The 26,779-nt window shown below is 71.0% G+C and carries 27 protein-coding genes; 9 read left to right on the top strand and 18 right to left on the bottom strand.

Features of this window, described 5'->3' with window-relative positions:
- Positions 1-86 precede the first annotated feature (86 nt).
- The gene (locus ACZ6C1_RS36655) at positions 87-779 is read right to left on the bottom strand and encodes an ABC transporter permease (protein WP_469247376.1); all 693 of its coding nucleotides are present in this window, start codon (positions 777-779) and stop codon (positions 87-89) included.
- Entirely contained in the window at positions 776-1,687 is a 912-nt protein-coding gene (locus ACZ6C1_RS36650) for an ATP-binding cassette domain-containing protein (protein WP_469247375.1), read from the bottom strand. Before ACZ6C1_RS36650 ends, ACZ6C1_RS36655 begins: the two co-directional genes overlap by 4 nt.
- Before the next feature lie 183 nt (positions 1,688-1,870).
- On the opposite strand from ACZ6C1_RS36650, the gene ACZ6C1_RS36645 reads away from it, so the two are divergent.
- On the top strand, positions 1,871-2,437 hold the full coding sequence (locus ACZ6C1_RS36645) for a GNAT family N-acetyltransferase (protein ID WP_469247373.1): 567 nt from the start codon (positions 1,871-1,873) through the stop codon (positions 2,435-2,437).
- Here ACZ6C1_RS36645 and ACZ6C1_RS36640 read toward each other — a convergent pair.
- From ACZ6C1_RS36640 to ACZ6C1_RS36610, 7 genes are all read right to left on the bottom strand, one after another.
- Positions 2,427-3,992 (bottom strand): type IV secretory system conjugative DNA transfer family protein, encoded by a 1,566-nt coding sequence (locus ACZ6C1_RS36640; protein ID WP_469247371.1) that lies wholly within the window; start codon positions 3,990-3,992, stop codon positions 2,427-2,429. The genes ACZ6C1_RS36645 and ACZ6C1_RS36640 overlap by 11 nt on opposite strands.
- Before the next feature lies 1 nt (position 3,993).
- A complete protein-coding gene (locus ACZ6C1_RS36635) occupies positions 3,994-5,394 on the bottom strand; it encodes an ATP-binding protein (RefSeq protein WP_469247369.1) in 1,401 nt (466 codons plus the stop codon).
- 15 nt (positions 5,395-5,409) lie between these two features.
- Entirely contained in the window at positions 5,410-6,963 is a 1,554-nt protein-coding gene (locus tag ACZ6C1_RS36630; RefSeq protein ID WP_469247368.1) for an SCO6880 family protein, read from the bottom strand.
- Entirely contained in the window at positions 6,960-8,294 is a 1,335-nt protein-coding gene (locus tag ACZ6C1_RS36625; RefSeq protein WP_469247367.1) for a hypothetical protein, read from the bottom strand. The genes ACZ6C1_RS36630 and ACZ6C1_RS36625 overlap by 4 nt, the downstream gene beginning before the upstream one ends.
- A gap of 10 nt (positions 8,295-8,304) precedes the next feature.
- Positions 8,305-9,153 (bottom strand): DUF8175 domain-containg protein, encoded by an 849-nt coding sequence (locus tag ACZ6C1_RS36620; RefSeq protein ID WP_469247366.1) that lies wholly within the window; start codon positions 9,151-9,153, stop codon positions 8,305-8,307.
- Between the two features lie 102 nt (positions 9,154-9,255).
- Positions 9,256-9,564 (bottom strand): hypothetical protein, encoded by a 309-nt coding sequence (locus ACZ6C1_RS36615; protein ID WP_017945892.1) that lies wholly within the window; start codon positions 9,562-9,564, stop codon positions 9,256-9,258.
- A gap of 255 nt (positions 9,565-9,819) precedes the next feature.
- Positions 9,820-10,398 carry a TetR/AcrR family transcriptional regulator gene (locus ACZ6C1_RS36610; RefSeq protein ID WP_469247365.1) on the bottom strand — a complete coding sequence of 193 codons (579 nt, stop codon included), beginning with the start codon at positions 10,396-10,398 and terminating at the stop codon, positions 9,820-9,822.
- A gap of 104 nt (positions 10,399-10,502) precedes the next feature.
- On the opposite strand from ACZ6C1_RS36610, the gene ACZ6C1_RS36605 reads away from it, so the two are divergent.
- The 4 genes from ACZ6C1_RS36605 to ACZ6C1_RS36590 all read left to right on the top strand — a co-directional run bounded on the left by ACZ6C1_RS36605 (position 10,503) and on the right by ACZ6C1_RS36590 (position 14,175).
- Positions 10,503-11,387 (top strand): NAD(P)-dependent oxidoreductase, encoded by an 885-nt coding sequence (locus tag ACZ6C1_RS36605; protein WP_469247364.1) that lies wholly within the window; start codon positions 10,503-10,505, stop codon positions 11,385-11,387.
- A gap of 24 nt (positions 11,388-11,411) precedes the next feature.
- The gene (locus ACZ6C1_RS36600; protein ID WP_469247363.1) at positions 11,412-12,197 is read left to right on the top strand and encodes an SAM-dependent methyltransferase; all 786 of its coding nucleotides are present in this window, start codon (positions 11,412-11,414) and stop codon (positions 12,195-12,197) included.
- Positions 12,198-12,280: 83 nt separating this feature from the next.
- Positions 12,281-13,294, top strand: a complete 1,014-nt coding sequence (locus ACZ6C1_RS36595; protein ID WP_469247362.1) for a C40 family peptidase — start codon at positions 12,281-12,283, stop codon at positions 13,292-13,294.
- A 155-nt stretch (positions 13,295-13,449) separates the two neighbouring features.
- Complete coding sequence (locus ACZ6C1_RS36590) at positions 13,450-14,175, top strand: phosphatase PAP2 family protein (RefSeq protein ID WP_469247361.1); 726 nt, start codon at positions 13,450-13,452, stop codon at positions 14,173-14,175.
- A gap of 12 nt (positions 14,176-14,187) precedes the next feature.
- Here ACZ6C1_RS36590 and ACZ6C1_RS36585 read toward each other — a convergent pair whose 3' ends face one another.
- Positions 14,188-14,379, bottom strand: coding sequence for a hypothetical protein (locus ACZ6C1_RS36585; protein WP_469247360.1), 192 nt, complete (start codon positions 14,377-14,379; stop codon positions 14,188-14,190).
- Between the two features lie 102 nt (positions 14,380-14,481).
- Between ACZ6C1_RS36585 and ACZ6C1_RS36580 the strand changes: the two genes are divergently transcribed.
- Both ACZ6C1_RS36580 and ACZ6C1_RS36575 read left to right on the top strand, forming a co-directional pair.
- Complete coding sequence (locus ACZ6C1_RS36580; RefSeq protein ID WP_469247359.1) at positions 14,482-15,306, top strand: SCO4651 family lipoprotein; 825 nt, start codon at positions 14,482-14,484, stop codon at positions 15,304-15,306.
- An 85-nt stretch (positions 15,307-15,391) separates the two neighbouring features.
- Positions 15,392-15,577, top strand: a complete 186-nt coding sequence (locus tag ACZ6C1_RS36575) for a hypothetical protein (RefSeq protein ID WP_469247358.1) — start codon at positions 15,392-15,394, stop codon at positions 15,575-15,577.
- A gap of 39 nt (positions 15,578-15,616) precedes the next feature.
- Here ACZ6C1_RS36575 and ACZ6C1_RS36570 read toward each other — a convergent pair whose 3' ends face one another.
- Positions 15,617-15,973: a metal-sensitive transcriptional regulator gene (locus ACZ6C1_RS36570; RefSeq protein WP_469247357.1), complete on the bottom strand. Its 357-nt coding sequence runs from the start codon at positions 15,971-15,973 to the stop codon at positions 15,617-15,619.
- A 193-nt stretch (positions 15,974-16,166) separates the two neighbouring features.
- On the opposite strand from ACZ6C1_RS36570, the gene ACZ6C1_RS36565 reads away from it, so the two are divergent.
- Both ACZ6C1_RS36565 and ACZ6C1_RS36560 read left to right on the top strand, forming a co-directional pair.
- Positions 16,167-16,787, top strand: coding sequence for a DUF47 domain-containing protein (locus ACZ6C1_RS36565; RefSeq protein ID WP_073757147.1), 621 nt, complete (start codon positions 16,167-16,169; stop codon positions 16,785-16,787).
- A 5-nt stretch (positions 16,788-16,792) separates the two neighbouring features.
- Positions 16,793-17,791 (top strand): inorganic phosphate transporter, encoded by a 999-nt coding sequence (locus ACZ6C1_RS36560; RefSeq protein WP_469247356.1) that lies wholly within the window; start codon positions 16,793-16,795, stop codon positions 17,789-17,791.
- Positions 17,792-17,896: 105 nt separating this feature from the next.
- Here ACZ6C1_RS36560 and pstB read toward each other — a convergent pair whose 3' ends face one another.
- The 7 genes from pstB to ACZ6C1_RS36525 all read right to left on the bottom strand — a co-directional run bounded on the left by pstB (position 17,897) and on the right by ACZ6C1_RS36525 (position 26,500).
- Positions 17,897-18,673: a phosphate ABC transporter ATP-binding protein PstB gene (gene pstB, locus ACZ6C1_RS36555; RefSeq protein WP_469247355.1), complete on the bottom strand. Its 777-nt coding sequence runs from the start codon at positions 18,671-18,673 to the stop codon at positions 17,897-17,899.
- A gap of 21 nt (positions 18,674-18,694) precedes the next feature.
- Positions 18,695-19,771, bottom strand: coding sequence for a phosphate ABC transporter permease PstA (gene pstA / locus ACZ6C1_RS36550; RefSeq protein ID WP_469247354.1), 1,077 nt, complete (start codon positions 19,769-19,771; stop codon positions 18,695-18,697).
- Complete coding sequence (gene pstC / locus ACZ6C1_RS36545; protein ID WP_469247353.1) at positions 19,771-20,760, bottom strand: phosphate ABC transporter permease subunit PstC; 990 nt, start codon at positions 20,758-20,760, stop codon at positions 19,771-19,773. Before pstC ends, pstA begins: the two co-directional genes overlap by 1 nt.
- Before the next feature lie 111 nt (positions 20,761-20,871).
- The gene (gene pstS / locus ACZ6C1_RS36540; RefSeq protein WP_469247351.1) at positions 20,872-22,002 is read right to left on the bottom strand and encodes a phosphate ABC transporter substrate-binding protein PstS; all 1,131 of its coding nucleotides are present in this window, start codon (positions 22,000-22,002) and stop codon (positions 20,872-20,874) included.
- A gap of 946 nt (positions 22,003-22,948) precedes the next feature.
- Positions 22,949-23,350 carry an NUDIX hydrolase gene (locus ACZ6C1_RS36535; protein WP_469247349.1) on the bottom strand — a complete coding sequence of 134 codons (402 nt, stop codon included), beginning with the start codon at positions 23,348-23,350 and terminating at the stop codon, positions 22,949-22,951.
- Positions 23,347-24,288 carry a CHAD domain-containing protein gene (locus tag ACZ6C1_RS36530; protein WP_469247347.1) on the bottom strand — a complete coding sequence of 314 codons (942 nt, stop codon included), beginning with the start codon at positions 24,286-24,288 and terminating at the stop codon, positions 23,347-23,349. Before ACZ6C1_RS36530 ends, ACZ6C1_RS36535 begins: the two co-directional genes overlap by 4 nt.
- A complete protein-coding gene (locus tag ACZ6C1_RS36525) occupies positions 24,275-26,500 on the bottom strand; it encodes an RNA degradosome polyphosphate kinase (protein ID WP_469247343.1) in 2,226 nt (741 codons plus the stop codon). The genes ACZ6C1_RS36530 and ACZ6C1_RS36525 overlap by 14 nt, the downstream gene beginning before the upstream one ends.
- Positions 26,501-26,779: the final 279 nt, after the last annotated feature.

Genomic DNA, 26,779 nt, shown 5'->3' with positions numbered 1-26,779 from the left:
ACCCTGTGGGAGAGTAGGACGCCGCCGAACAATTTTTAGCCTCAGTCCCCGGACTTTAGTGTCCGGGGACTGAGGCATTTTTGCGTTCACGGGCCTTTCAGGAAGGGCTGACCAGCCGGGTGCCGTACGCCAGGATGACCGCCTGAACGCGGTCTCGCGCACCCGTCTTGGCGAGAATGCGGCCCACATGGGAGGGACGCGCCCGCCCACAGGCACAGGGCGAGCAGCGCAGCGCCCGGGGCGGCCGCGCCGGGGAGCGGGGTGGCGGAGCCGAGGGCGATCAGGCTGACGAGGGTGAGGCCCGCGGAGTTTCCCGCGATGGTGCGGAGCACGCCCGGGTCGGTGAGGGAAGCCGCCTGGTCGGTGCCGGCGAGGAAGAGCTGCGTCGTGAGGAAGGTGACCACGGCGGTGGTGAGGCTGAGGACGTACACCGTGACCGCGAAGACCGACGCCTTGGCCCACAGGACGGGCGTGCGGCGGGGGACGGCGGTGAGCGAGGCGCGGATCATTCCTGTCGCGTACTCGCCCGCTGTGACGAGGACGCCGAGGACCGCGAGGCAGATCTGGGCCAGCATCGTGCCGTAGAGGACGAGGACGACCGTGTCGATGTCCGCGTCGTCACCGCCGGATGTGTAGGTGACGCCCGTGATCAGGCCGACGCCGAGGACCACGGTGCTCGTGGCGAGAGCGGTGATCCATGTCGAGCGCAGTGTCCACAATTTGTGCCACTCGGAGCGAAGGACGCGGACCGGGGTCACCGCGTACGTGGTGGTCGTCATGCCGCTGCTCCCGTGTATGCCACCGCGTGGCGGGTGAGGTCCATGAAGGCCTGCTCCAAGGAGGCGGTTTGTGGTGTCAGTTCGTGGAGGGGTATGGCGTGGGCGGCGGCGACGCCACCGATGTGCGAGGCCTCCGTGCCGCGGACGAGGAGGGTGTCGGGGGCGTCGGAGGTCAGCTCGACGCCGGGCGCCGCGACGAGGAGGGTGCGCAGTTCGTGGGCCCGTGGCGTGACCACCTTGACGCTCGTCGTGCCCTTGTGCCGTACGAGATCGGCGACGGTCGTGTCCGCGAGCAGGCGGCCCCGGCCGATGACGATCAGATGGTCGGCGGTCAGGGCCATCTCGCTCATGAGGTGGGAGGAGACGAGGACCGTACGGCCCTCGGCGGCCAGCGACTTGAGGAGCGTACGGATCCACAGGACACCGTCCGGGTCGAGGCCGTTGACCGGTTCGTCGAGGATGACGGTGGCGGGGTCGGCGAGGAGGGCGGAGGCGATACCGAGGCGCTGGCCCATGCCGAGGCTGAAGCCCTTGACGCGCTTGTGGGCCACGTCGGTCAGACCGGTCATGGCCAGCACCTCGGTGACACGAGCGCGTGGGATGCCGTGGGTGTGGGCCAGCGCCATGAGGTGGTGGAAGGCGGTGCGGCCCGGGTGGATCGAGCGGGCCTCCAGCAGCGCGCCGACCTCGGTGAGGGGCGCGCAGTGGGTGGCGTAGGCGTGTCCGCCGATGGTGGCGCGGCCCCGGGTCGGGGCGTCGAGGCCGAGCAGCATGCGCATGGTGGTGGACTTTCCGGCGCCGTTCGGCCCGAGGAAGCCGGCGACGGTACCGGGCTTGACGGTGAAGCTCAGGTCCTGGACGACGGTTCGGCCGCCGTACCGCTTGGTCAGTTCATGGGCGCGGATCATGTCGTCGACGCTACGGAGCCGGGCGCGGGCGGGCGTCCGACCGGGGACGGGAGGCGGGCGTGGGGCGTAGTACCGGGGGTGGACGCGGCCCTGAGGGGGCTGCTGCCCGCAGGCGGGCCGAAGCCGCCGCCCGCGGGGCTGAAATGCGTTGCCGGGCGGGGGTGACGACGTCAGGATCGGGTCATGGAACACGTGATACGTCCCGTCCGCGCCGATGAGTGGCGCAAGGCCCGCGACATCCGGCTCGCCGCCCTGAGGGACCCCGCCGCGCCCCTGGCCTTCCTCGACACGTACGAGGCCGCTGTCGCCCGGCCCGACGAGCACTGGCGGGAGCGGACCGCCGGGGTGGCCGAGGACAGCGACACCGCCCACCAGTTCGTGGCCGAGGCGCCGGACGGGTCCTGGGACGGCACGGTCACCGTGCTGGTGGAACGGGCGGGCGGGGACGTCCGGTTCGGCGAGGCGCCGGTGGTCGACCAGACGCACGTGGTCGGGGTGTACGTACGGCCCGAGGCGCGCGGCGCGGGGCTGGCGGACGCGCTGTTCCGGGCGGCCGTGGAGTGGTCCTGGTCGCTGGGCGGGGCGCCCGTGCAGCGCGTACGGCTCTATGTGCACGAGCGGAACGCGCGGGCGGCGGCGTTCTACCGCAAGGCCGGGTTCGTGCCGTCCGGGGTCAGCGTGCCGCTGGAGGGCGACCCGAGCGGGGCGCTGGAGGTGGAGTACGAGGTGCGGCGGCCCGTCACGGGGTGAGGGGCCGGTCCGGCCAGCGGGCGCGGCCCTGCTCGGCGGAGCGGAGCAGGACGTGCGTGGGAAGACCGATGTCCTGACCGTTCGTCAGCAGGCCGGGCAGATCGGGGAGGGGCGCCACGGCCGCGACGTCGTCGAGGACGAGCGTGAGTGGTGGGTCGAGCCGACCGTCGGATGACCGTGCGGCCATGCGGCGGCCGTGCTCGACCACGTCTGAGGCGAGCGCGGTCAGCAAGGGCATCGCGCCCGGGCGGGTCCTCGGGTCTTCGATCGGTTCACCCACCACATAAAGGGTGCCCCCTTCGGCGACGAATGATTCCAGTGCCAGGGAATCAGTTCGATTCGCCGTGCAGGCTTCGCGGATGTGGACCGAGGACAGCGCCGACAGCGCCCGTACCGTCAACTCCTGAGCCACCTCACGCCGTTCCGGGTACGCGGTGAGCGCCGATTCGAGCAGGCCGGCGTGGCTGTTCGTCGCCTTGGGGTGCGTACGGAGTATCCGTACGGGTTCATGGGCGCCGTTGTTCTGTGCCCAGCGCTGGACCTGCTTGAAGGGGCGCCCGTCGACGGCCGCCGCGTGCAGCCAGCAACGGAGGAGCGTTTCGGCGGTGTCGGCGACGGCGGCGTCCATCCGGGCCCTGGGGCGTACGGGTGCGAGGAGCGCGGCGGCGCGTGCGGTCGCGGTGCCGGTGTCCTCGCAGCCATGGGTGGGCGACCAGTGCAGCCGGGCGGGTGTGTCGCACAGGTGGCCGGGGTCGTAGACCAGGACGGGTCCGAGCTTGGCGCGGGCGTCCTTGGTGTCGGCCCACAGGGCCGGGTCGGAGGTGACGACCAGGACGGGGCCGTCGGCGTCCTCGACGGCCTGGCGGGCGACGGGGCGGCGGGCGGTGGCGGCGCCGTAGAGGAGACGGGGGGCGGGGGCCGCTTCGGGTACGGCGGCGGGGGCGGGCGCAGGGTTGGGCGCGCCGGGGGTTGCGGACACGGGCGCCGAGGCGGGTACGGGTGCGGACGCGGATGCGGTGGCTGACTGCGTGGGTGCGTACGCGGACGCGGACGCTGGGGCGGGTGCCTGTCCGTGTGCCGTCGGCGGAGTGGTGACGGGCGCGTCCTGCCGTACCGGATCGGGGGCCGGATGGGCGGGGTCGGCCGGGGCCGGTGCCTGCACCGGGACCCGCGGGCCCCGCCGTACGGCCGCCGCCCCTGTCGCGGTACGCGCGCGTACCGCACGCCAGCGGGCCAGGGTCCCGAGCACGAAGACGGCCAGCACCACCAGTACGAGCAGCTCGCTGATGAACAGGCCCCAGAACAGCCCGTACCCCGAAAGCTGCCCGGCCGGGGTGGCCGGCCACGCCCCGGCCAGGTCCTGGGGCTGGGAGACCAGGCTCCTTATCGCGGCAGGGGCCTGGGAGAACGTCACCCCGTCGGGCCACGCCCCGTGCGCGAACAGCCCGGCGAGGCCGGTCGCCGTCCACACCAGCAGCGTCACGCCCAGCAGGAAACCCAGCAGCCCCACCAGCAGGCCGTCGGGGATGCCCCGTTCCTCGTTCCTGCGGTCCATGTCACGCCACCGTCGACTGAGAGGACTCGTTCATCTGCTGCTCGATCAGGGCCGCGCGCTGCTCCGCCTCCCATTCCGCGGCCTGGATGTCGTCGGGTACGGACGATTCCGTCATCGCCCGGTCCGTGTAGACCAGCGGGCGCTCCGCCTCGGTGACCAGGTGCTTGACCACCTGCACATTGCCGTTGACGTCCCACACCGCGATACCCGGCGTGAGCGTGGGGATGATCTCCACCGCCCAGCGGGGCAGTCCGAGCACCCGGCCGGTCGCTCTGGCCTCGTCGGCCTTCTGCGCGTAGATCGTCCGGGTGGACGCCATCTTCAGGATCGCCGCGGCCTCCCGCGCCGCCGCCCCGTCCACGACGTCGCTCAGGTGGTGCACCACGGCCACGAAGGACAGGCCGAGCCGCCGTCCGAACTTCAGCAGCCGCTGGAAGAGCTGTGCCACGAACGGGCTGTTGATGATGTGCCACGCCTCCTCCACCAGGAAGATGCGCTTCTTGCGGTCGGGGCGGATCCAGGTGTGCTCCAGCCACACGCCGACGATCGCCATCAGGATGGGCATGGCGATGGAGTTGCGGTCGATGTGGGAGAGGTCGAAGACGATCAGCGGCGCGTCGAGGTCGATCCCGACCGTCGTCGGCCCGTCGAACATGCCCCGCAGGTCACCGTCGACCAGCCGGTCCAGGACGAGGGCGACGTCCAGGCCCCAGGCCCGTACGTCGTCTATGTCGACGTTCATCGCGGCCGCCGACTCGGGCTCCGGGTGGCGGAGCTGCTCGACGATGTCGGTGAGGACGGGCTGCCGGTCGGTGATGGTCTCGTTGACGTACGCGTGCGCGACCTTGAGGGCGAAGCCGGACCGCTCGTCCAGGCCGTGGCCCATCGCGACCTCGATGATCGTCCGGAGCAGCGCGAGCTGGCCGGTGGTGGTGATCGACGGGTCGAGGGGGTTGAGCCGGATACCGCCGTCGAGGGCGGCCATCGGGTCGAGGCGGATGGGAGTTATTCCCAGCTCCTGCGCGATGAGGTTCCACTCGCCGACCCCGTCCTCGCCCTGGGCGTCGAGGACGACGACCTGGCGGTCGCGGAAGCGGAGCTGGCGCAGGACGTACGTCTTCTCCAGGGCCGACTTGCCGTTGCCGGACTCGCCGAGCACCAGCCAGTGCGGGGCGGGGAGCTGCTGCCCGTAGAGCTGGAACGGGTCGTAGATGTACCCCTTGCCGCTGTACACCTCGCGCCCGATGATCACGCCGGAGTCGCCGAGACCGGGCGCTGCGGTCGGCAGGTAGACGGCCTGGGCCTGGCCCGTCGACGTACGGACGGGAAGCCGGGTCGTCTCGACCTTCCCGAAGAGGAAGGAGGTGAAGGCCTCGGTGAGGGCTGACAGCGGATCTCGCATCAGAATCAGGCGCCCCTAACGGCGGATGCCGGTCGCGAACGGCAACGTGTTCACAAAGGCCCGGTGGTGCTCGCGGTCGCACCACTCCAGCTTCAGATACGACTTGCCGGCCGAGGCCCTGATCGTCCGCTTGTCCCTGGCCAGGGCTTCGGGCGTACGAGACGACACAGTGATGTACCCGACGAGATTCACTCCGGCCGCGCCGCTGGCGAGATCTTCACCCCGCTGGTCGAGCCGGCCGTGGGCGGCGATGTCACGCGGGTCGACGGTGCGGTTCATCTTGGCGGCACGGCTGGCCTCCGCCTCGTCGTTGGTCTTCTCGGTCAGCATGCGCTCGATGGCAACCTCGGTGGGCTCCAGGTCCATGCAGACGGCGACGGTGCGGATGACGTCGGGGGTGTGGACGAGGAGGGGCGCGAGGAAGTTGACCCCGACGGGCGTCATCGGCCACTCCTTGACCCACGCGGTGGCGTGGCACCAGGGCGCGCGGGTCGACGACTCCCTCGTCTTCGCCTGGAGGTACGTCGGCTCGACGGCGTCCAGCTCGGCGGGCCAAGCGTTTCGTTTCGTCATCGCCTGGATGTGGTCGATGGGGTGGTCCGGGTCGTACATGGAGTGCACGAGGGAGGCGAGCCGGGACTGGCCGAGCGGCTGGCGTACGCGGATGTCGGCCTCCGCGAGGCGGGCGCAGATGTCGGTCAGCTCGCGGGCCATGACGACCGCGAGGCCGGCGTCCTTGTCGAGCTTGCGGACGCCGGTGGCCTGGCGGGCGGCGCGGGCCATGGCGTGCGCCTCCGCGGCCAGTTCGCGGGTGTAGTGCATGCAGGCCACGAGGTACGCGCGGTGCTGCTCGCTGGACGTCGACACCATGGACTGGAGCTGCTCGTAGGAGTCGCGGAGCCAGCCCGGGGCGTTCGGGTCGCCGCGCTGGGCGACGTCCTTGGCGTGGGCGTCGGGGTCGGCGGGGAGGGTGCGGGCCAGCATCTGGAGGCGGGTCACGAAACCGTCGCCGTTGGCCACGTGCTTGAGGAGGGTGCCGAAACGGTCCACCAGAGCTTCCTGGTCCTCGCTGTCGCGCAGGCCGACGCCCGGGCCCTCGATCTCGATGGCGGCGGTGACGGTACGGCGGTCGGCGTGGAGGAGGACGGCGATCTCGTCGGGCCCGAAGGGTGCCGAGAGCCAGTTGATGCGGCCGATGCCGGGCGGCGGGCCGACCTCGATCTCACGGCCGTCGAGCTTGGTGCCCGCCTCCATGGCGGTGGAGCGGTAGGTGGTGCCCTGGCGGAGGGTGCGCTTGTAGCTGCGGTTGATCTCGAACCACTTGTAGAAGGTGCGCCCCTTGTACGGGACGTACACGGCGGCGAGCGCGAGCATGGGGAAGCCCATGAGCGTCACGATCCGCAGGGACAGGACGGGGACCAGCAGCCCGCTCATCATGCCGAGGAACGCGCCGGCGATGATCAGCGCGATCTCGCCGGTCTCGCGGTTCTTGCCGACGATCGCGTTCGGCCGGGCCCGGCCGATGAGATACGTGCGGCGGGGCGTGATCGGTTGGGACTGGGTCGTCAACGCCCTCCACCTCCTGTGTTTCCTGTGCTGCTGCCTGTGCCTGTGTTGCTCTTACGGTGGGAGTGCGGCGTGCCGCTGGTACCGGGGCTCCGGGGCGGGGGTGCGGCGGAGGGGACAGATCCGCCGCCGGCCCCGCCGCCGGAGCTCCCGGACGGTTGGTTGCGGGAGCTGTGGGCGGCGACGCCGCCGGACACGGCGTTCGCCGGCTGGGCGTTGCCGCCGCCACCGCGCTGGTGGTTGCGGCTGCTGTGGGTCTTGATGCCCTGGGAGACGAGCGCGGCGGGCGAGGAGATGACCGCGGCGGCCTGGGAGCCGTCGGTGGCCTGCTTGCGGTTCGTACGGGCGGAGGCGATCTCGTCGCCGAAGCCGGGGACGAAGCGGTAGATCATCGCGGAGGCGAAGATGGCGAGCAGGATGATGGCGAGGCCGGAGACGACGGCCGAGAAGGCGTTGGGGCCCTCGTCGGAGGAGAGCGCCCCGGCGAGGCCGAGGACGATGACGATGACCGGCTTCACCAGGATCACCGCGATCATGATCCCGGCCCAGCGGCGGACGTGGCCCCACATGTTCTTGTCGACCAGCCCCGCGTAGACGACGGTGCCGAGCAGCGCGCCGACGTAGAGCAGGGCGGCGCGGATGACGAGCTCCAGCCACAGGATGCCGGCCGCGAGGATCGACACGAGCGACACGACGATCAGCATGATCGGCCCGCCGCCGATGCCCTCGCCCTTCTTGAGCGCCTCGGCGAACGTCCCGAAGAACGCGTCCGTCTGCCCGCCGCTGCCGCTGGCGATCACCTCGGTGATGCCGTCGGTCGCGGAGACGACGGTGTAGAGGATGAGCGGCGTGAACGCGGACGCGAGCACCGTCAGCCACAGGAACCCGATGGCCTCGGAGACCGCCGTCGCGAGCGGCACGCCCCGGATGGCGCGCTTGGCGACGGCGAGGAGCCACAGGACGAGGGTCAGGACGGTGGAGGCGGCGAAGACGACGGCGTACTGCTGGAGGAACTTGGGGTTGGTGAAGTCCACCTCGGCGGTGCTCTTCACGGCCTCGCTGAGCTTGCCCACGATCCACGCGGCGGCGTCCGCGCAGCCCCGCGCGAGGGACGCGAGCGGGTCGAGGGCGGTGGTGGGGTCGGCGGGGTTGGTACGGGCCCCGGAGGCGGGGTCGCCTGTTTCGCACAGGTCGCGGGCCGGGCCGACGATGAAGTTGCAGTCTTCGTTGTTGGGCGACGACGGTGACGGCGACGGCGTGGGTGCCGCATGCGCGCCGGACGCCAGCAGGATCAGCGCCGCGGGTACGGCACCCAGAACCGAGGCGGTGCGCATCGCGCGAGGGCTACCGGGCATAGGTGAACCCTCCGAATTCCGTCACGGCCTTGGCGATCTCGTCGGCATCGGAGGCCGTGCGGTCGGCGTTGACGGGGGCCGGGCCCTCCTTCTGGGAGAAGCTCTCGACTTTCCAGTCACCGCTCGACCAGCGCATATTCAGCGTCATGGTGAACCAGTCGTTCGTCACTGGGCTGGTGGAGCCGACTCCGGCGGTGCCGAACACGCCGGTGCACCACACCTCCACGGTCGCCACGTCCGCTGACAGGTCGGTAACTTTGGTGCCCACCGGCGCGGTGCGGGAGACGTACGTCATGCCCGGTGCCGCGTTGCCGTTGGCATCCAGGCCGACCTTCTCCAGAAACGGCTTGTTGTAAGCCTTGTCCAGGCTGGCCTCGAGCGCGCTGACCCTGCCGGGGACGAATACCCGCCGCACGATGTCCCGACGGCGGTCGGGCTTCAGAATGTCGGCGGAGACGAGCGCCACCGCGTAATTCGCCGCCGCGCTCTGCGCCCCCTGCTCGTCGTGGGCGTAGCCCGACGGGATCGTGCCGTTCTTGCCCGTCACCGGTTTGACGCCCGTCGCGGCGGTCGGGGCGGCGTCCCGGTTGGCCGAGGCGTCCGAGGGGGCGTCGTCGCCGTCGCCGCTTCTGTTCGCGAAGGCGATGGCGGCGATCAGCAGCACCACCACGCCCACCACCGTGATCAGCGACCGGGAGTTGCGGGCCGGGCGGCGGGCGCCGCCGTAGACGCCGCCGTAGACGTCGCCGGCGCCGCTGTCGGGCAGGCGGGTACGGGTCTGGCCCGTACCGCCGACTCCCGTGTTGCTGGCGCCGTCCTGCTCGTCGCCGAGGCTCATGACGGGTACGCCCCCTCAACCGGTTGCTGATCTGGATGGTGACTGGACATCAGGTGGACGTGCCTCAAGGGGAGAGCCGGGGGTGCAGCGGTTGACGGAGGGTTATACGGCCATCCCGTAGACGATGGTGAACAGCGTGCCCAGTGATCCGATGATGAAGACCCCGGTCAGGCCCGCCACGATCAGCCCCTTGCCCTGTTCGGCGCTGAACGTGTCCCGGAGCGCCGTCGCGCCGATGCGCTGTTTGGCCGCTCCCCAGATCGCGATGCCGAGGCACAGCAGGATGGCCACGGCCATCACCACCTCGATCATCACGCGGGCCTCGTTCCCCAGGCTCCCGAAGGGCCCCCAGTTGGGGGCGATTCCGCCAATGATGGTGGTGATGTCGCCTTTTTCGGCCGCCAGGTACATGTAACTCACCGCCCCTGTTGGGTAGTTCGACACCCCTGCCCCATGGCACGGGTCACCGCACTATCTTCGCTGATGAAACCGCCCATGTGCGCCGACTTGGCTGGTCTCTTTACCCGATCCCCGCACCTTTGACCGGTCCGGGTGTCCTGACCTGCGAAGGCGGCGAATCGGGGGTGTGCGAGTACGCGTATCGTCACTCTGTGTATCACGGAGGGTGACTCCGGGCAATGACTGTCGTTTGTGCACTCTTGGGGGTCAGAGGTACGTGGCCACCAGCCGGGACAGCTGCCGGCCGGCGGCGAGGAGGGGCTCCTCGCTGCGGGCGACCTGAGCCGTCACCTCGGCGCCCTCCAGGGTGCTGATGACCGTGCCGGCCAGTTCGCGGGCGTCGGTCCGCTCGAGGCCGGCGCGCAGCAGCTTGTCGGCGACCAGGTTCTCCCAGTTCCGGAACGCGTCGGCGCACACCTGCTGGATCTCGGAGTCGGTGCCGAGTGTCTCCAGGGCGGTGGCCGTGACCGGGCAGCCGTCGATCCAGCCCGATGCGCGCAGTTCCCCGGCGAGCAGGCGGGCGCAGGCGTCGACGGCAGCGGCCGGGTCGTCCTCGCTGTCCAGTGCCTCGCGCAGGATCGCCGCGAACTCCTCGTCGCTGTGCTTGAGGGCGGCGACGGCCACGGCCTCCTTCCCGCCCGGGAAGAAGTGGTAGACGGAGCCGAGGGTGGCGCCGGCCTCCTTGGCGATCTGCTTGATGCCGGTGCCGACGTATCCCTGCCGCTGTACGAGGCGGGCGGCGGCGACGACGATCCGGTCGCGGGTGCCAAGGGTGCTGGTCTGCATGGGGCGATCCTACCGAGCCATTGAGTAGAGCGTTCGTTCTAGAGCTGTGCTACGGTCGGGCCCGTGCTCTGGATAGAGCGTTCGTTCTAGTCGCAGGAGATCCCATGTCCAGCACCGCCCCCGCCCCCGTCACCGTCATCGGCCTCGGCCCCATGGGCCACGCCATGGCGAGCGCGTACCTCGCCCGCGGCCACCGCGTCACCGTCTGGAACCGCACCGCCTCCCGCGCCGACACCCTCGTCGCGCGCGGCGCCCACCTCGCGGGCACCGTCGAGGAGGCCCTGACCGCCGCCGAGCCGGTGGTGCTGAGCCTCACCGACTACGACGCGATGTACGCCGTACTGGGCGACGCCGACCCCGCGGCCCTCGCCGGCCGCGTACTGGTGAACCTCAGCTCCGACACGCCCGACAAGGCGCGCGCGGCCGCCGCCTGGGCGGCCGAACGGGGCGCCACGCAGCTCACCGGAGGGGTCCTGACGCCGCCCGCCGGGATCGGCGACCCCACCACCACGTCCACCTTCTACAGCGGGCCGCGCGAGGCGTTCGACGCCCACCGCGACACCCTGGAGGTCCTGACGGCGGCCGACTACCGGGGCGAGGACCCGGGCACGGCGGCGCTGCTCTACCAGCTCAACATGACCATGTTCTGGACCGCCCTGACGAGCTATTGGCAAGCCGTCGCCATGGCCGGCGCCCACGGCCTGAAGGCCGCCGACATCCTGCCCTTCGCCGTCGACGCCCTGAACCTCGGGCCGTTCCTGGAGGTCTACACGCCCCGCATCGACGCCGGTGACCACAGCGGCGACGACGACCGGCTCACCATGGGGGTGGCCAGTGTCGAGCACGTCCTCCACACCGCCACGGCCGCGGGCGTCGACAGCACGCTCCCCGCAGCCCTCCTCGACATCTTCCGGCGCGGCGTGGCCGCCGGGCACGGGGCGGACAGTTCCTCCAGTCTCGTCGAGGTGCTGAAGAAGCCTGCCGCGTAAGGCCTTCGCGCCTACGTTGGTGTCGTGACCGACATCGAATCGAGGATCGACACCACCCGCCCCCACACCGCCCGCATCTGGAACTACTGGACCGGCGGCAAGGACAACTACCCCGTCGACAGGGAGGCCGGCGACCGGATCCGGCAGCTCCACCCCGGCATCGGCGAGTACGCCCGCGCCGACCGGCTCTTCCTCGGGCGGGCCGTGCGGCACCTGGCGGCGGAGGAGGGCATCCGCCAGTTCCTGGACATCGGCACCGGCCTGCCGAGCGCCGACAACACCCACGAGGTCGCCCAGCGGGTCTCCCCGGACGCCCGGGTCGTGTACGTCGACAACGACCCGCTCGTCCTCGCCCACGCCCGCGCGCTCCTCGTCGGCACTCCCGAGGGCCGCACGGACTACCTGGACGCCGACCTCCGTGACGTCGGCGCCATCCTGGAGGCGGCCGCCAAGACCCTCGACCTGGACCGGCCGGTCGCGCTGATGCTGCTCGGCGTCGTCATCTTCGTCGAGGACGACGCCGAGTCGTACGACGTCGTCCGCCGCCTCATGGACGCCCTGGCGCCCGGCAGCCACCTCGTCCTCTCCCACACGGTCGTCCATCCCGCCATGCCGGACGTGGACGCGGCGGTCGCCTTCTGGAACGAGCACGGCACGCCCAGGCTCACCCAGCGCAGCCCCGAGGCCATCACCCGCTACTTCGACGGCCTCGACCTCCTCGAGCCCGGTGTCGTCCCCTGCTCCCTCTGGCGCCCCGACGCCCCGGCGGACCCGGTCGCCATGTACGCGGGCGTCGGGCGCAAGCCATAACGGGCCGGATCGCCCCCTGAAAGGGTGACCCGCCACCTACACTGACGACCGGTGGACTGCCATGTCGTGAGGGGTGGTTGACGGTGCGTAAGGCGTGGCTGGTCGCCGGGGTCTCCCTCGGGGCGTGCCTGAGCTTCGTCGGGCTGCTCGTCGTCGGGACGTACTCCGCCGCCGCCGGACTGCTCGGCGGGGCCGGGGGCGCCCTCCACGGGGCGGTCGGGCTGGCGAAGGGCGCCGTGCCCGCCGCGTACCAGCCGCTGGTGCAGAAGTGGGGGAACCTGTGCCCCGCCATCAACCCCGCCCTGCTTGCCGCGCAGCTGTACCAGGAGAGCGGGTGGAACCCGAAGGCGGTGAGCCACGCCGACGCGCGCGGCATCGCGCAGTTCATCCCCGGCACGTGGGCCACGCACGGCATCGACGGCGACAAGGACGGCGACCGGGACATCTGGGACCCGGCGGACGCCATCCCGTCGGCCGCCTCGTACGACTGCGAGTTGGCGGGGTACGTGAAGAACGTGCCCGGCGACCGGACGAACAACATGCTCGCCGCCTACAACGCGGGCGCGTACCGGGTGATAAAGGCCGGCGGGGTGCCCGGCATCAGCGAGACGCAGAACTACGTCCGGATCATCCGCTCCCTGGAGAAGAGCTTCGCCCGGCCCGTCGGGCGCGTGGAGCCGTCGCGGCAGGCGGCCGGGGCGATCTACTTCGCGCAGAAGAAGCTCGGCACGCCCTATCTGTGGGGCGGCAACGGCACGCCGGAGCAGCAGGGGCGGTTCGACTGCTCGGGGCTGACGCAGGCCGCGTACCGGACGGTGGGGATCGAACTGCCGCGCGTCGCCAACGACCAGTACAACGCCGGTCCGCACCCGTCGCGGGACGAGCTGCTGCCGGGCGATCTCGTTTTCTTCTCGGATGACTTGAACGATTCGCGCGCCATCCGTCACGTGGGGCTGTACGTGGGTGGCGGATACATGATCAACGCCCCGTACACCGGGGCCGTCATCCGGTTCGACAAGATCGACACCCCCGACTACTTCGGCGCCACCCGCGTCACGGAGGATGGCGCGAAAGCGCTGCCCACGGAGCGCCCCTGAGCTGCGCGTACGTATCACTCTTCGATAACGTCATCGTGATCGTTCCGTGGAGAGTGGAACGTACCCCTCCTGCGGGGCGTTCCCTGGACTGACGATGACGACACTCACCAGACGACGACACTGACCAGGTGACACAAGGCAAGGGGCCGCGGCAGATGGCTGGACTCGCATCGGACGGTTCGAACCCCGATGTCGGCCTGCTCTACGACATCAACGGCCTGGCGAAGGACGCCCCTTCGTGGTTCGACCGCGTCATGGAGTTCACCGGCGAGTACGGGATCATGCTGGCGATGGTGCTGGTCGTGCTCTGGTGCTGGTGGAGCGTGCGCCGGCGCGGAAGCGCGGAGGACTCCGTCGCCGCCGTCGCCGGTCTGATCTGGGCCCCGCTCGCCGCCGGTGTCGCCCTCCTGGTCAACATCCCGATCCGCGGCTTCGTGGAGCGGCCACGGCCGTTCAACGATCACCAGGGGCTGGAAGTGCTGGTGGACGGGAAGACCGACTTCTCGTTCGTCAGCGATCACGCGACCATGGCGATGGCCATCGGTGTCGGGGTCTTCGTCGCCAACCGCCGCTTCGGTCTCGCCGCGATCGGCCTCGCCCTCGTCGAGGGCTTCTGCCGCGTCTACATGGGCGTGCACTACCCGACGGACGTCGTGGGCGGATTCGCCCTCGGTACGGCGGTGGCGCTGCTCCTCGCCCCGGTCGCCCTCGCGCTCCTGACCCCGCTGGTGTCGGCGGTGGCCCGTGCCGGGCGGCTGGGACGGCTCGTACGGTCGCGCAGGGCCCCCGCGCGGGAGCGGCACGAGACGCTGGACATCGCCGACCCCCGGCTCGGCTCCGGTTCCGCCACGGACGCCGACGAGAACGACCTGGCCGCCTAGGCCGCTGCTGCCCTAAGCGGTGTCTTCCGGTGGCGTCGCCATGTGCGCCGCCGCGTCCAGGCGTGCCCGGTCCCGTGAGCGCCTCGCGGGCCCCGCCCAGCCGCAGGTGCAGCGGGCGAGGGTGAACGAACCCCGCTCGGTGGTCGTGGCGTTGTGAATGCTTCCGACGTCCGGGACGGCGGGCGTCTGGTGATGCGCGTGCACAGCTCCACGGTACCGGCGTGACGGTGCGCCCGTGCGGTCGTTATTCGGGGCGAGTGGGGGTCTCGGGCAGGCCGGCGGCACAGTGTTGGGGGTTGGCAGGCGATGGTGGTGCAGCAGAGGCGCAGGAGCGGCGCGTTCGCCGTCGCGGCCGCCGTGGTGAGTGCCGTGGTCGGCGCGATGATCACCGGGTGTTCCGGGGCGGCGGACGCCTCGCCCGGTGCGGACCCCGCGGACGCGGTGCGCGAGGCCCCCGACGCACTGACCCGGGCGGGCACGTCGAAGGCGCGTACGTCCATGGAGATGGCGACCGGCGGGACGCGGGTCACCATCCGGGGCGAGGGCGCGTACGACTTCGTCGAGCGGCACGGGGAGCTGAAGGTCGTCCTGCCCGAGGATCCCGCCGGTACCGACGGGCACCGCCCGATCACCGAGCTCCTCGCGCCGGGCGCGCTCTACATGAAGAACCGCGGCGCCGGCGTCCCCGCCGACAAGTGGGTCCGGGTCGACACCACCACCCTGGAGGACGGCAACCTCGTCACCGGCGGGGCGACCGATCCCGCGGCCGCCGCCGAGCTGCTGCGCGGCGCCCAGGACGTGAGTTACGTCGGCGAGGAGGAGCTCGCGGGCGTGCCGGTCGTCCACTATCGCGGCGTCAGCGACCTGGGGCGGGCGGCGCGGGCGGCCTCGCCACAGGTGCGCGGGGCGCTCGCGGCGGCGGCGAAAGGGTTCGCCAAGGACGCGGTGCCGTTCGACGCGTACCTGGACCGCGAGGGGCGGCTGCGCAAGGTGCGCCACCAGTTCAGCTTCGCCAATCAGGGGCGTACGGTCGCCGTCGCCTCGACGACGCTGCTGTACGACTTCGGCGTCCCCGTGGCCGTGAAGCTGCCGCCGCGGAAGGACATCTACGCGGGGAAGGTCAGGGCCTGACCATCGCAAGAATGGTCCGGACGTGCCATGCGCGGTGCGTGTCGCGCTCCCTACGCTAGGAAGCCGACACCGGCAGGAAGAGGTGATGCGCGTGGCCCCGCCCACTCCGACGACAGTCCAGGACCACGTGGCCCTCGCCGAGATCGAGCTGTGCGGTGAGTTGATGATCGCGGCGTCGGCCGCGGACGGGGAGCGGCTGAGCGCGGACCTCATCGACGAGGTGCTGAAGGTGATACCCGAGGGGCGCGGCGGGCCGGCCGCGCCCCGGTGAACCGCGCGGACCCCTCGGACCCCCTCGGGCCGCTCGGGGTCAGGTCCTCATCATGCGGGCGATGGCCTTCGTCGCCTCCTCGACCTTCGCGTCGATCTCGTCACCGCCCTTGACGGCGGCGTCGGCGACGCAGTGGCGCAGGTGCTCCTCGAGGAGCTGGAGGGCGAAGGACTGCAGGGCCTTGGTGGACGCGGAGACCTGGGTGAGTATGTCGATGCAGTAGACGTCCTCGTCGACCATGCGCTGGAGGCCCCGGATCTGGCCCTCGATGCGGCGCAGACGCTTGAGGTGCTCGCTCTTCTGCTTGTGGTACCCGTGCACGCCGTGGTCGTGGTCCGTCGCCGGGCCGCTGTCGGGTTCCGTGACCGGAAGGCCGGCCGCCTCGGTGGTCGTCATCGCGTCCTCCCGTTGTCCATAGGGGTTTATATACCCCTCGCGGGTATATGGTACCGATCCTTCGCCGAAGGTGCCGGGGGCCGGTTCTGTTCACTGTGCCTGATGGGCGACACTGAAGAACGCCGGTTAGCCGTGGCCGGATGATGCGCCTAGCATCAGCCTGACCGAAACCCATGCACCTAGAGGACCCCACGTGCGATTTCGTCTGACCCCCAGGGAGACGAGCTTCTACGACATGTTCTCCGCGTCCGCGGACAACATCGTCACGGGCTCCAAGCTCCTGATGGAACTGCTCGGAGCGGATTCCTCCGCCCGGGCCGAGATCGCGGAGCGTATGCGGGCAGCGGAGCACGCGGGCGACGACGCGACCCACGCGATCTTCCACCAGCTCAACTCCTCCTTCATCACGCCGTTCGACCGCGAGGACATCTACAACCTCGCGTCGTCGCTCGACGACATCATGGACTTCATGGAGGAGGCCGTCGACCTCGTCGTCCTCTACAACGTGGAGGAGCTGCCGAAGGGTGTCGAGCAGCAGATCGAGGTGCTGGCGCGGGCCGCCGAGCTGACCGCCGAAGCCATGCCGCACCTGCGCACGATGGACAACCTCACCGAGTACTGGATCGAGGTCAACCGGCTGGAGAACCAGGCCGACCAGATCCACCGCAAGCTGCTCGCCCACCTCTTCAACGGCAAGTACGACGCCATCGAGGTGCTCAAGCTGAAGCAGATCGTGGACGTGCTGGAAGAGGCCGCCGACGCGTTCGAGCACGTGGCCAACACGGTGGAGACCATCGCGGTCAAGGAGTCCTGAGCTTCGTGGACACCTTCGCACTGGTCGTGACCATTGGTGTCGCGCTCGGCTTCACATATACGAACGGCTTCCACGACTCGGCGAACGCCATCGCCACGTCCGTCTCCACCCGGGCGCTGACCCCGCGCGCGGCGCTCGCGATGGCGGCGGTGATGAACCTCGCCGGTGCCTTCCTCGGCAGCGGCGTGGCCAAGACCGTGAGCGAGGGCCTGATCCAGACGCCCGAGGGCCAGCGCGGCATGGGCATCCTGTTCGCGGCGCTGGTCGGCGCGATCGTGTGGAACCTGATCACCTGGTACTTCGGTCTGCCGTCGTCGTCCTCGCACGCGCTGTTCGGCGGCATGGTGGGCGCGGCGCTCGCCGGTGGCACGGAGGTCATCTGGGGCGGCGTCCTCGACAAGGTCGTCATCCCGATGTTCATCTCGCCGGTCGTCGGTCTGATCGCCGGCTACCTGGTCATGTGCCTGATCATGTGGATCTTCCGCAAGGCCAACCCGCACAAGGCCAAGCGTGGCTTCCGTATCGCCCAGACGGTGTCGGCGGCCGGCATGGCGCTCGGTCACGGTCTCCAGGACGCCCAGAAGACCATGGGCATCGTGGTGATGGCCCTGGTCATCGCCGACGTGGAGCAGGCCGGCGACCCGATCCCGGTGTGGGTGAAGGTCGCGTGCGCGGTGATGCTGTCGCTGGGTACGTACGCGGGCGGCTGGCGCATCATGCGCACCCTGGGCCGCAAGATCATCGAGCTGGACCCGCCGCAGGGCTTCGCCGCGGAGACGACGGGCGCGTCGATCATGTTCGGCTCGGCGTTCATCTTCCACGCGCCGATCTCGACGACGCACGTCATCACGTCGGCGATCATGGGCGTGGGCGCGACGAAGCGGGTGAACGCGGTGCGGTGGGGCGTCGCGAAGAACATCATCCTCGGCTGGTTCATCACCATGCCGGCGGCGGCGCTGGTCGCGGCGGCGAGCTTCTTCGTGGTGCAGTTGTTCTTCGGCTGACGGAGCACGAACGGATGGGCCCGCCCCCCTGGGAGAGGGGGCGGGCCCTTCGTCTTGCGGTGGCACCGCCATGCAGCACCGCAGGACGCGGGGGGCGGCTCGTGGTTATCCGAACCGGCCTGAGATGTAGTCCTCGGTGGCCTGGACCGACGGGTTGGAGAAGATGCGCTCCGTGTCGTCGATCTCGACCAGCTTGCCCGGCTGGCCGACCGCGGCCAGGTTGAAGAAGGCCGTGCGGTCGGAGACGCGGGCCGCCTGCTGCATGTTGTGGGTCACGATGACGATCGTGAACCGTTCCTTCAGCTCGCTGATCAGGTCCTCGATGGCGAGCGTGGAGATCGGGTCGAGCGCCGAGCAGGGCTCGTCCATCAGCAGGACGTCCGGCTCGACCGCGATCGCGCGGGCGATGCACAGGCGCTGCTGCTGGCCGCCGGAGAGGCCGGAGCCCGGCTTGTTGAGGCGGTCCTTGACCTCGTTCCAGAGGTTCGCGCCCTTGAGGGAGCGCTCGACGACCTCGGCGAGCTCGGCCTTCTTGTACTTGGCGTTCAGACGCAGCCCCGCCGCGACATTGTCGAAGATCGACATCGTGGGGAAGGGGTTCGGGCGCTGGAAGACCATGCCGACCGTGCGGCGCACGGCGACAGGGTCGACGTTCGAGCCGTACAGGTTCTCGTCGTCCAGCATCACCTTGCCCTCGACGCGGCCACCGGGGGTGACCTCGTGCATGCGGTTCAGGGTGCGCAGGAAGGTGGACTTGCCGCAGCCGGACGGGCCGATGAAGGCCGTCACGGAGCGGGGCTCGACGGTCATGGAGATGTCGTCGATCGCCTTGTGGGAGCCGTAGTAGGCGGTGAGGCCGCTGACGTCGATTCGCTTGGCCATTTCAATCACTTCCAGGTGGCCTTAGCGGCCGGTCTTCGGGGCCTTCCAGCGGGCGATGCCGCGGGCGACCAGGTTGAGGATCATGACGAAGGCGATCAGGACGAGGGCGGCGGCCCAGGCGCGGTCGTACGACGCCTCACTGCCGACCCTGTACTGCTCCCAGATGTAGAAGGGGAGCGAGGACTGGGCGCCTTCGAAGGGGTTGGTGTTGATCAGCTGGCTGCCGAAGACCAGCAGCATGATCGGGGCGGTCTCACCGGCGATGCGGGCGATCGCGAGCATCACACCAGTGGTGATACCCCCGATCGCGGTCGGGATGACCACCTTCAGGATGACGCGCCACTTCGGTACGCCGAGCGCGAGCGCGGCCTCGCGCAGCTCGTTGGGGACGAGCTTGAGCATCTCCTCCGTGGAGCGCACCACGACCGGGATCATCAGGATCGCCAGGGCCAGGGCGCCCATCAGGCCGGACGGTGCCAGGCCCGCGATCAGCATGATGGAGAGGATGAACAGGCCGGCGACGATCGACGGGATGCCCGTCATGACGTCGACGAAGAACGTGACGGCCTTGGCGAGCGCGCCCTTGCCGTACTCGACGAGGTAGACGGCCGTCAGCAGGCCGATCGGCGCGGAGACGAGCGTGGCGAGGCCGACCTGCTGCAGCGTGCCGACCAGCGCGTGGTAGACACCGCCGCCGACCTCGAAGCCGGGGACGCCCGCCATCGAGTGGGTGAGGAAGTACCCGTCGAGGACCTTGAGGCCCCGGCTGACCGTCACCCAGATCAGGGACAGCAGCGGTACGACGGCGAGGACGAAGCACACCCAGACGACGCTGGTGGCGAGCCGGTCCTTGGCCTGGCGCTGGTTCTCGACGACCGAGGTCACGATGTACGAGACGACGACGAACAGGGCCGCGGCGATCAGGCCCCACTGGATGCGGCTCTCGAGGCCGGTGGCGATGCCGACGCCGATGCCGAGGGCGATGGACACGGCGGCGAACCCGGCCGGTGCCCAGCGCGGCATACGGCGCTGGCTGAGACTGCCCTTGGGGCCGGGGGCGGCCTGGGTGGGCTTCGCGTCCTGGATCACATTGCTCATCAGGCGTTCGCCCCCGAGTACTCCTTGCGGCGCGCGATGATCAGGCGGGCCGCGCCGTTGACCAGCAGGGTGAGGACGAAGAGCACCAGACCGGAGGCGATCAGGGCGTCGCGCCCGAGCTCGTTGGCCTCGTCGAACTTCGCGGCGATGTTCTGGGCGAACGTACCGCCGCCCGGGTTGAGCAGGTGGAGCGAGATCACGAAGCTCGGGGAGAGGACCGTGGCGACGGCCATCGTCTCGCCGAGCGCGCGGCCGAGGCCCAGCATCGAGGCGGAGATGACGCCGGAGCGGCCGAAGGGCAGCACGGAGAGGCGGATGACCTCCCAGCGGGTCGCGCCGAGGGCCAGGGCGGCCTCCTCGTTCATGCGCGGCACCTGGAGGAAGACCTCACGGCTGACGCTGGTCACGATCGGCAGGATCATGATGGCCAGCAGGATGCCGACGGTGAACAGTGAGCGGGCGACGCCGACCTCGGTCTTCTCGAAGATGTAGGTCCAGCCCAGGAACTGGTCCAGCCAGAGGTTCAGGCCCTCCAGGTACGGGACGAGGAAGAGGGCGCCCCAGATGCCGTAGATGATCGACGGCACGGCCGCCAGCAGATCGACGACGTACGCGAGGGGCGCGGCCAGCCTGCGGGGCGCGTAGTGCGAGATGAACAGCGCGATGCCGACGGCGATCGGGACGGCGATCACCATCGCGATGACCGAGCTCACGATCGTGCCGAAGAGCAGGACCGCGATGCCGAAGACGGGCGGGTCGCCGGCCGGGTTCCAGTCGAAGGTGGTGAGGAAGTTGCCTTCGTTCTGGGAGAGGGCGAGCGAGGCGCGGTAGGTGAGGAACACGGCGATCGACGCCATGATCACCAGGAGCAGGATGCCGGAGCCGCGGGAGAGGCCGAGGAAGATCTTGTCGCCCGCGCGGCCGGTGGAGGTGGAGCCCGGCTTCCCGGCGACCGGCGGAGCCGGTGCGTTGTCAGTCGTTATAGCCATGGTCTTTCCGGTCTGTGTGGGGGAAGTCCGCGGTGCGGCTCCCCTGGCGGCGGTGCACCGGATGGGGTGGAGGCCGGCCCGGCGAGCGGCCGGGCCGGCCCTTGCGGGTGGTTACGAGAGGCCGTTGACGGTCTCGCGGACCTTGGCGTTGATCTCGGCCGGGATCGGGGCGTAGCCGGCCTCGGAGAGGACCTTCTGGCCCTCCTCGGAGGCGGTGTAGGTCAGGAAGGACTTGACCGTGCCGAGGGTCTCGGCCTTGTTGCCGGTGTCGCAGACGACCTCGTAGGTCACCAGGACGATCGGGTACGCGCCCTCCGCCTTGGTGGCGTAGTCCAGCTCCAGGGCCAGGTCCTTGCCGGTGCCCTTGACCTTGGCGGCGGCGATGGCCTTGGAGGCGTTCTCCGAGGTGGCCGCGACCGGGGCGGAGGCACCGGTGTTGATCTGGACGGTCGGGATGTTCTGGGAGGTGGCGTAGCTCAGCTCGAAGTAGCCGATGGCGCCCTCGGCCTGCTTCACCTGGGCGGCGACGCCGGAGGAGCCGGAGGCGGCCTGACCGCCGGGGGCGGGCCACTTCTTCTCGGCCTCGTACGGCCAGTCCGCCTTGGCGGCCTTGCCGAGGTACTTGCCGAGGTTCTGCGTGGTGCCGGAGTCCTCGGAGCGGTGGAAGGCCTGGATGGCGGTGCTCGGGAGCTTGGCGTTCGGGTTGAGCTTGGCGATCGCCGGGTCGTCCCACTTCTTGATCTTGTCGTTGAAGATCTTGGCGATGGTGGGGGCGTCGAGGACGAGGTCCTTCACGCCGGGCACGTTGTAGCCGATCGCGATCGGGCCGCCGACCATCGGGAGGTTGATGCCCTGGCCGCCCTTGCACATCTTCTTGGACTCGGCGACCTCTTCCGGCTTGAGCGCGGAGTCGGAGCCGGCGAACCCGACGGTGCCCTGGTTGAAGGCGACGATGCCCTCACCGGAGGAGGAGGACTTGTAGTTGATCTCCACGCCGGTGCAGGCGGCCATGTAGTTCTTGACCCACAGGTCCATCGCGTTCTTCTGCGCGGAGGAGCCGGAGGCCAGGAGCTGGCCCTTGGCGCCCTCGCACTTGATGTTCGACGCGGCTCCGGTCTTCTTGCCGCCGGTGGAGGCGCCGGTGTTGTCGTCCGAACCACACGCCGTGAGGACCAGGGCGCCGGAAACGGCGAGGGCGCCGAGCGCGGTGGCGCGAAGCCCGTTCTTGCGCTGAAGCTTCACTTTCGGGTGTTCCTTCCAGAAGCCGCCGGTCCGGTGTACGCAGTGCGGCGGCGTGTGTCGGGGAGTGGATGGCGGGCGGCTCGCTCTTCCGACCTCTGAGCTTCGCCGTTCACCTTGCACGGCCGAAATTAGGCAGAACAGGTGAAGCGGCCGACCGAGGAGAGTGAACGGCAGGTGAACCGTGACGGAAGCCGTGGTGAGGCGCGGCGCGGCTCATTCTCCGGCGGCGCGGCGCCGTCCGGCGGTGCCTCTTGCGGGGCGCGGGGCCGTGTGCTGGGAGCCGGTGAGGGGCGCCGTCCGGGCACGGGCGCAGGGGCGTGCGCCGGTGCGAGCGGTACGCCGGGGCGGCGCCCGGACCACCCGCACGGGGGGCGGGCCCGTGGACGGGAGGTAACCCGGGGGTGTGAGGTGGACGCGTTGCCCTTCCGGCGGGGGCTTCTCGGTTGCGGCCGGCGTTCCGGGTCGGGGCCCCTCCGGGCTCACCTCCTCGCCGTCGGCGGGGTGCCCGAGCACTCTCCTCACCGTCTCGCGCCGCCGATCGTCCCCCTACGCCCTGGGGGGCGTGGGGGGACCCCCAGCGGGGGCGACCCTGCACGGCCCCTCCTCGCCGTGGTCGACGAAAAGCGCGCCCGCACCCGGCGCAACACGCGCATCCGCACGCACCCTGCCCAGGACACCCGGCCCGCACCCGGCGTACGACCGGGGTGTGGCCGTGCAGGGTCGCCCCCGCAGAGGCTGGCGGCGTCGGGTGGGCTCCCCATCGCCGACACCCAAGGCCGCCGGCCTCGAGGAGGTGAGCCCGGAGGGGCCGCACCCCCCACCCACCGGCAGGCACCGCGTCGGCGGGCGCCGCACCGCGTCGGCGGGCGAAGCACCCCGCCGGCAGGCGGGCACCGCACCGCGCCGGCAGGCGCCGCACCGCGCCCGCGGGCGACGCGCCAGGTGGTCAGTGTGACGTTCTGGTGGCCAGGAACGCGGAGACGAGGGCCTTGTCCTTGTCGTAGGTCAGGCGCGCGCGGGCGGCTTCGGGGGTCAGCCAGACCAGGTCGTCCACCTCGTGGTTGCGGACGAAAGAACCGCCCGTGGCCTCGGCGGCCCAGTAGCGGACCTCCTTGGGGCGGCCGCGGACCTCGTACCGGGCGGTCGGCAGTTCCGCGCCGAGCGCGCAGGTCATGCCGGTCTCCTCCCGCACTTCCCGGACCGCAGCCCGCCGGGAGTCCTCGCCGGGCTCCAGCTTTCCCTTGGGCAGTGACCAGTCCCCGTGCTTGCGGCGGTGGATCACCGCCAGTTCGATCCCGTCGCCCGAGGGGGAGCGGCGCCACAGCACACAGCCCGCCGCGCGGATCACGTCGTCACCGCCGTGCGCCGCCAGGCGCGCTGGAAGGCGTGCCGCGCCGCCTCCACCTCGTGCCGCTGGTCCGCGTGCAGCACCCCGAGCGCGTACGCCGTCGCGGGCGCGATGCGCGGCGTACGCGCGGCGGTCGCGGCGGCACCCGCCGCCTCCGCGGCGTCCCGGTGGCGGTCCAGCGCCCGGCCGGCCTCGTACAGCACGGGCTCCGCGCCCCGCACCTCGCCCGCGTACCGGTGCAGCCGCAGCAGGAGCCGCGCCTGGTGCCAGGGCCCGTCGAGCTGCTCACCGCCCACGGCCGGGGCCATCGGCAGGGCGGCCACCGCGTCCAGCAGGCGCCGCTCGACGACCTCCGCGGGCGGGCCGAGCACCTCGGAGGCCGGCGCGGTGGCGGCGGGGCCCAGCGGCACCTCCGAGGCCAGCAGCGCGACCGCGTCGGCGACCGCGTGGAACCGGGACGAGCCCAGCGCCTGGAGCGCGGCCGAGTGGGCGCGGGTCCTGGCCAGGGTGAGCTGCCGCTCCAGCAGTGCCCCCGCCCGTGCGGCGCCCACGGCCAGGGCTTCGGCCCCGGATCCGCCGCTCCTGGGGGCGGGGACGGTCGCCGTACCGCCCGACAGCCGGGCGAGCGCGTCGACGAGCCGGACGAGCCGCGACGTACAGGCGTGCTCGGCCGCCAGGGTGCCGGACAGCCAGGCGAGTTCGGTGCGCAGTTGGTCGGCCCAGGCGGCGTCCAGCAGCGGCCGGAAGGTGTGCAGCGTGCCGCTGATGCGGCGGGCGGCCGCCCGCAGCCCCCGGGCGGCCTCCTCGGCGCCCGCCGTGTCCGCGCCCGACTCGGTGTGGAGCCGGAGGCTGCGGAGGAAGTCCGCCGCCCGGGCGTGGAGGTAGGGCGAGAGGATCGCGCCGGCGGAACCGGCCGGGATGTGGTCAGGGTTGTGCACGTCGGCGCCTCCGCGCGTCGATCAGCATCTCCTGGACGTGCCGCAGTGGCTGGCCGTCGTGGTCCGCCGCGTGCCGCGTCCAGTCCCCGTCCGGTCCGAGGTGCCAGGACGAGGTGGTGTCGGCCATGCCGGTGTCCAGCAGCCGGTTGAGGGCCGCCCGGTGGGACGGGTCGGAGACCCGCACCAGGGCCTCTATGCGGCGGTCGAGGTTACGGTGCATCATGTCGGCGCTGCCGAACCACACTTCGGGCTCGCCGCCGTTCCCGAACGCGAAGATCCGGGAGTGTTCCAGGAACCGTCCGAGGATCGAGCGGACCCGGATGTTCTCCGACAGGCCGGTCACTCCCGGGCGTACGGCACAGATGCCGCGCACCCAGATGTCCACCGGCACGCCCGCCTGCGAGGCGCGGTAGCAGGCGTCGATGACGGCCTCGTCGACCATCGAGTTGACCTTGATGCGGACGTAGGCGGGCCGGCCCGCGCGGTGGTGGACGATCTCCTTGTTGATCCGGGAGATCAGGCCGTCGCGCAGCGACTTGGGCGCGACGAGGAGACGGCGGTAGGTCTCGCGGCGGGAGTAGCCCGACAGCCGGTTGAACAGGTCGGACAGGTCGGCGCCGACCTGCGGGTCGGCGGTGAGCAGGCCCAGGTCCTCGTACAGGCGGGCCGTCTTGGGGTGGTAGTTGCCGGTGCCGACGTGGCTGTAGCGGCGCAGGGTGTCGCCCTCCTGGCGGACGACGAGCGACAGCTTGCAGTGGGTCTTCAGGCCGACGAGCCCGTACACGACGTGGCAGCCCGCCTCCTCCAGCTTGCGGGCCCATTTGATGTTGGCCTGTTCGTCGAAGCGGGCCTTGATCTCGACGAGGACGAGGACCTGCTTGCCGGACTCGGCCGCGTCGATGAGGGCGTCGACTATCGGGGAGTCGCCGGAGGTGCGGTACAGCGTCTGCTTGATGGCCAGGACGTCGGGGTCGCCGGCGGCCTGCTCCAGGAAGGCCTGGACGGAGGTGGAGAAGGAGTCGTACGGGTGGTGGAGCAGGACGTCCCGTTCGCGCAGTGCGGCGAAGATGTCGGGGGCGGAGGCCGACTCGACCTCGGCGAGGTCGCGGTGGGTCCCGGCGACGAACTTGGGGTACTTCAGTTCCGGCCGGTCCAGGGCGGAGATCCCGAACAGGCCCGTCAGGTCCAGCGGTCCGGGCAGCGGGTAGACCTCGGCGTCGGAGACCTTCAGCTCGCGGACGAGGAGGTCGAGGACGTACGGGTCGATGGACTCCTCCACCTCCAGGCGCACCGGCGGGCCGAAGCGGCGCCGCATGAGCTCCTTCTCCAGGGCCTGGAGCAGGTTCTCGGCGTCGTCCTCCTCGACTTCCAGGTCCTCGTTGCGGGTCACCCGGAACATGTGGTGCGCCAGCACCTCCATGCCCGGGAACAGCTCCTCCAGGTGCGCGGCGATGACGTCCTCCAGCGGGACGTAGCGCTGCGGGGAGGCCTCCAGGAACCGGGAGAGCAGCGGCGGGACCTTCACGCGCGCGAAGTGGCGGTGGCCGCTGACGGGGTTGCGGACGACGACGGCCAGGTTGAGGGAGAGGCCGGAGATGTACGGGAAGGGGTGCGCGGGGTCGACGGCGAGCGGGGTGAGGACCGGGAAGATCTGCTGGCGGAACAGGGTGAAGAGCCGCGCCTGCTCCTTCTCGGTCAGCTCGGGCCAGCGGATGAGGTGGATGCCCTCGTCGGCCAGGGCGGGGGCGATGTCCTGCTGGAAGCAGGCCGCGTGCCGGGCCATGAGCTCCCGCGACCGGGTCCAGATCAGGTCCAGGACCTCGCGGGGCTGGAGTCCGGACGCGGACCGGGTGGCCACGCCGGTGGCGATACGGCGCTTGAGACCGGCCACCCGGACCATGAAGAACTCGTCCAGGTTGGAGGCGAAGATCGCGAGGAAGTTCGCTCGTTCGAGGAGCGGGGTCGACGGGTCCTCGGCGAGTTCCAGCACCCGTTCGTTGAACGCCAGCCAGCTCCGCTCCCGGTCCAGGAAGCGGCCGGCCGGAAGCTCTGCGCCCGTCCCGTCCTCCTCGTACGAGTCGAGATCGGCGTCGAGATCCCGCGCCAGGTCGGACACGGGGGCGTGCGCCACCGTGTGCGGCCGGTGCGCGGCTATGGAACCGACGGACGGCTGGGACTGCGGGACCTGGACCTCGGCGGGCTGCTGGCTCATGGCACCATTCTTCCGCGCGATGGGCTGGTCAAGCGCGTCGGAGCGGGCCGCGGACACGGCGGGCTTCATTGAGCGAGCGTCGCAAGCGTGTCTGAATGGTCGGTAACGGTGACGTGACGTGCTGGGGGGGGGGGGGGGGGGGCCCCCGCCCCCCCCCCCCCCCCCCCCCCCCCCCCCCCCCCCCCCCCCCCCGACCCCCCCCCCCCCCCCCCCCCCCCCCCCCCCGGCACCGTGGTCGTCGGCTGTGCCCTGGCGGTGTCAGCTGGACCGGCCCGCGAT

The sequence above is a fragment of the Streptomyces sp. NPDC041796 genome (assembly GCF_055590785.1).
Note: the sequence above shows the minus strand (reverse complement) of the source record. Positions and strands in the feature narration are given on the sequence as shown.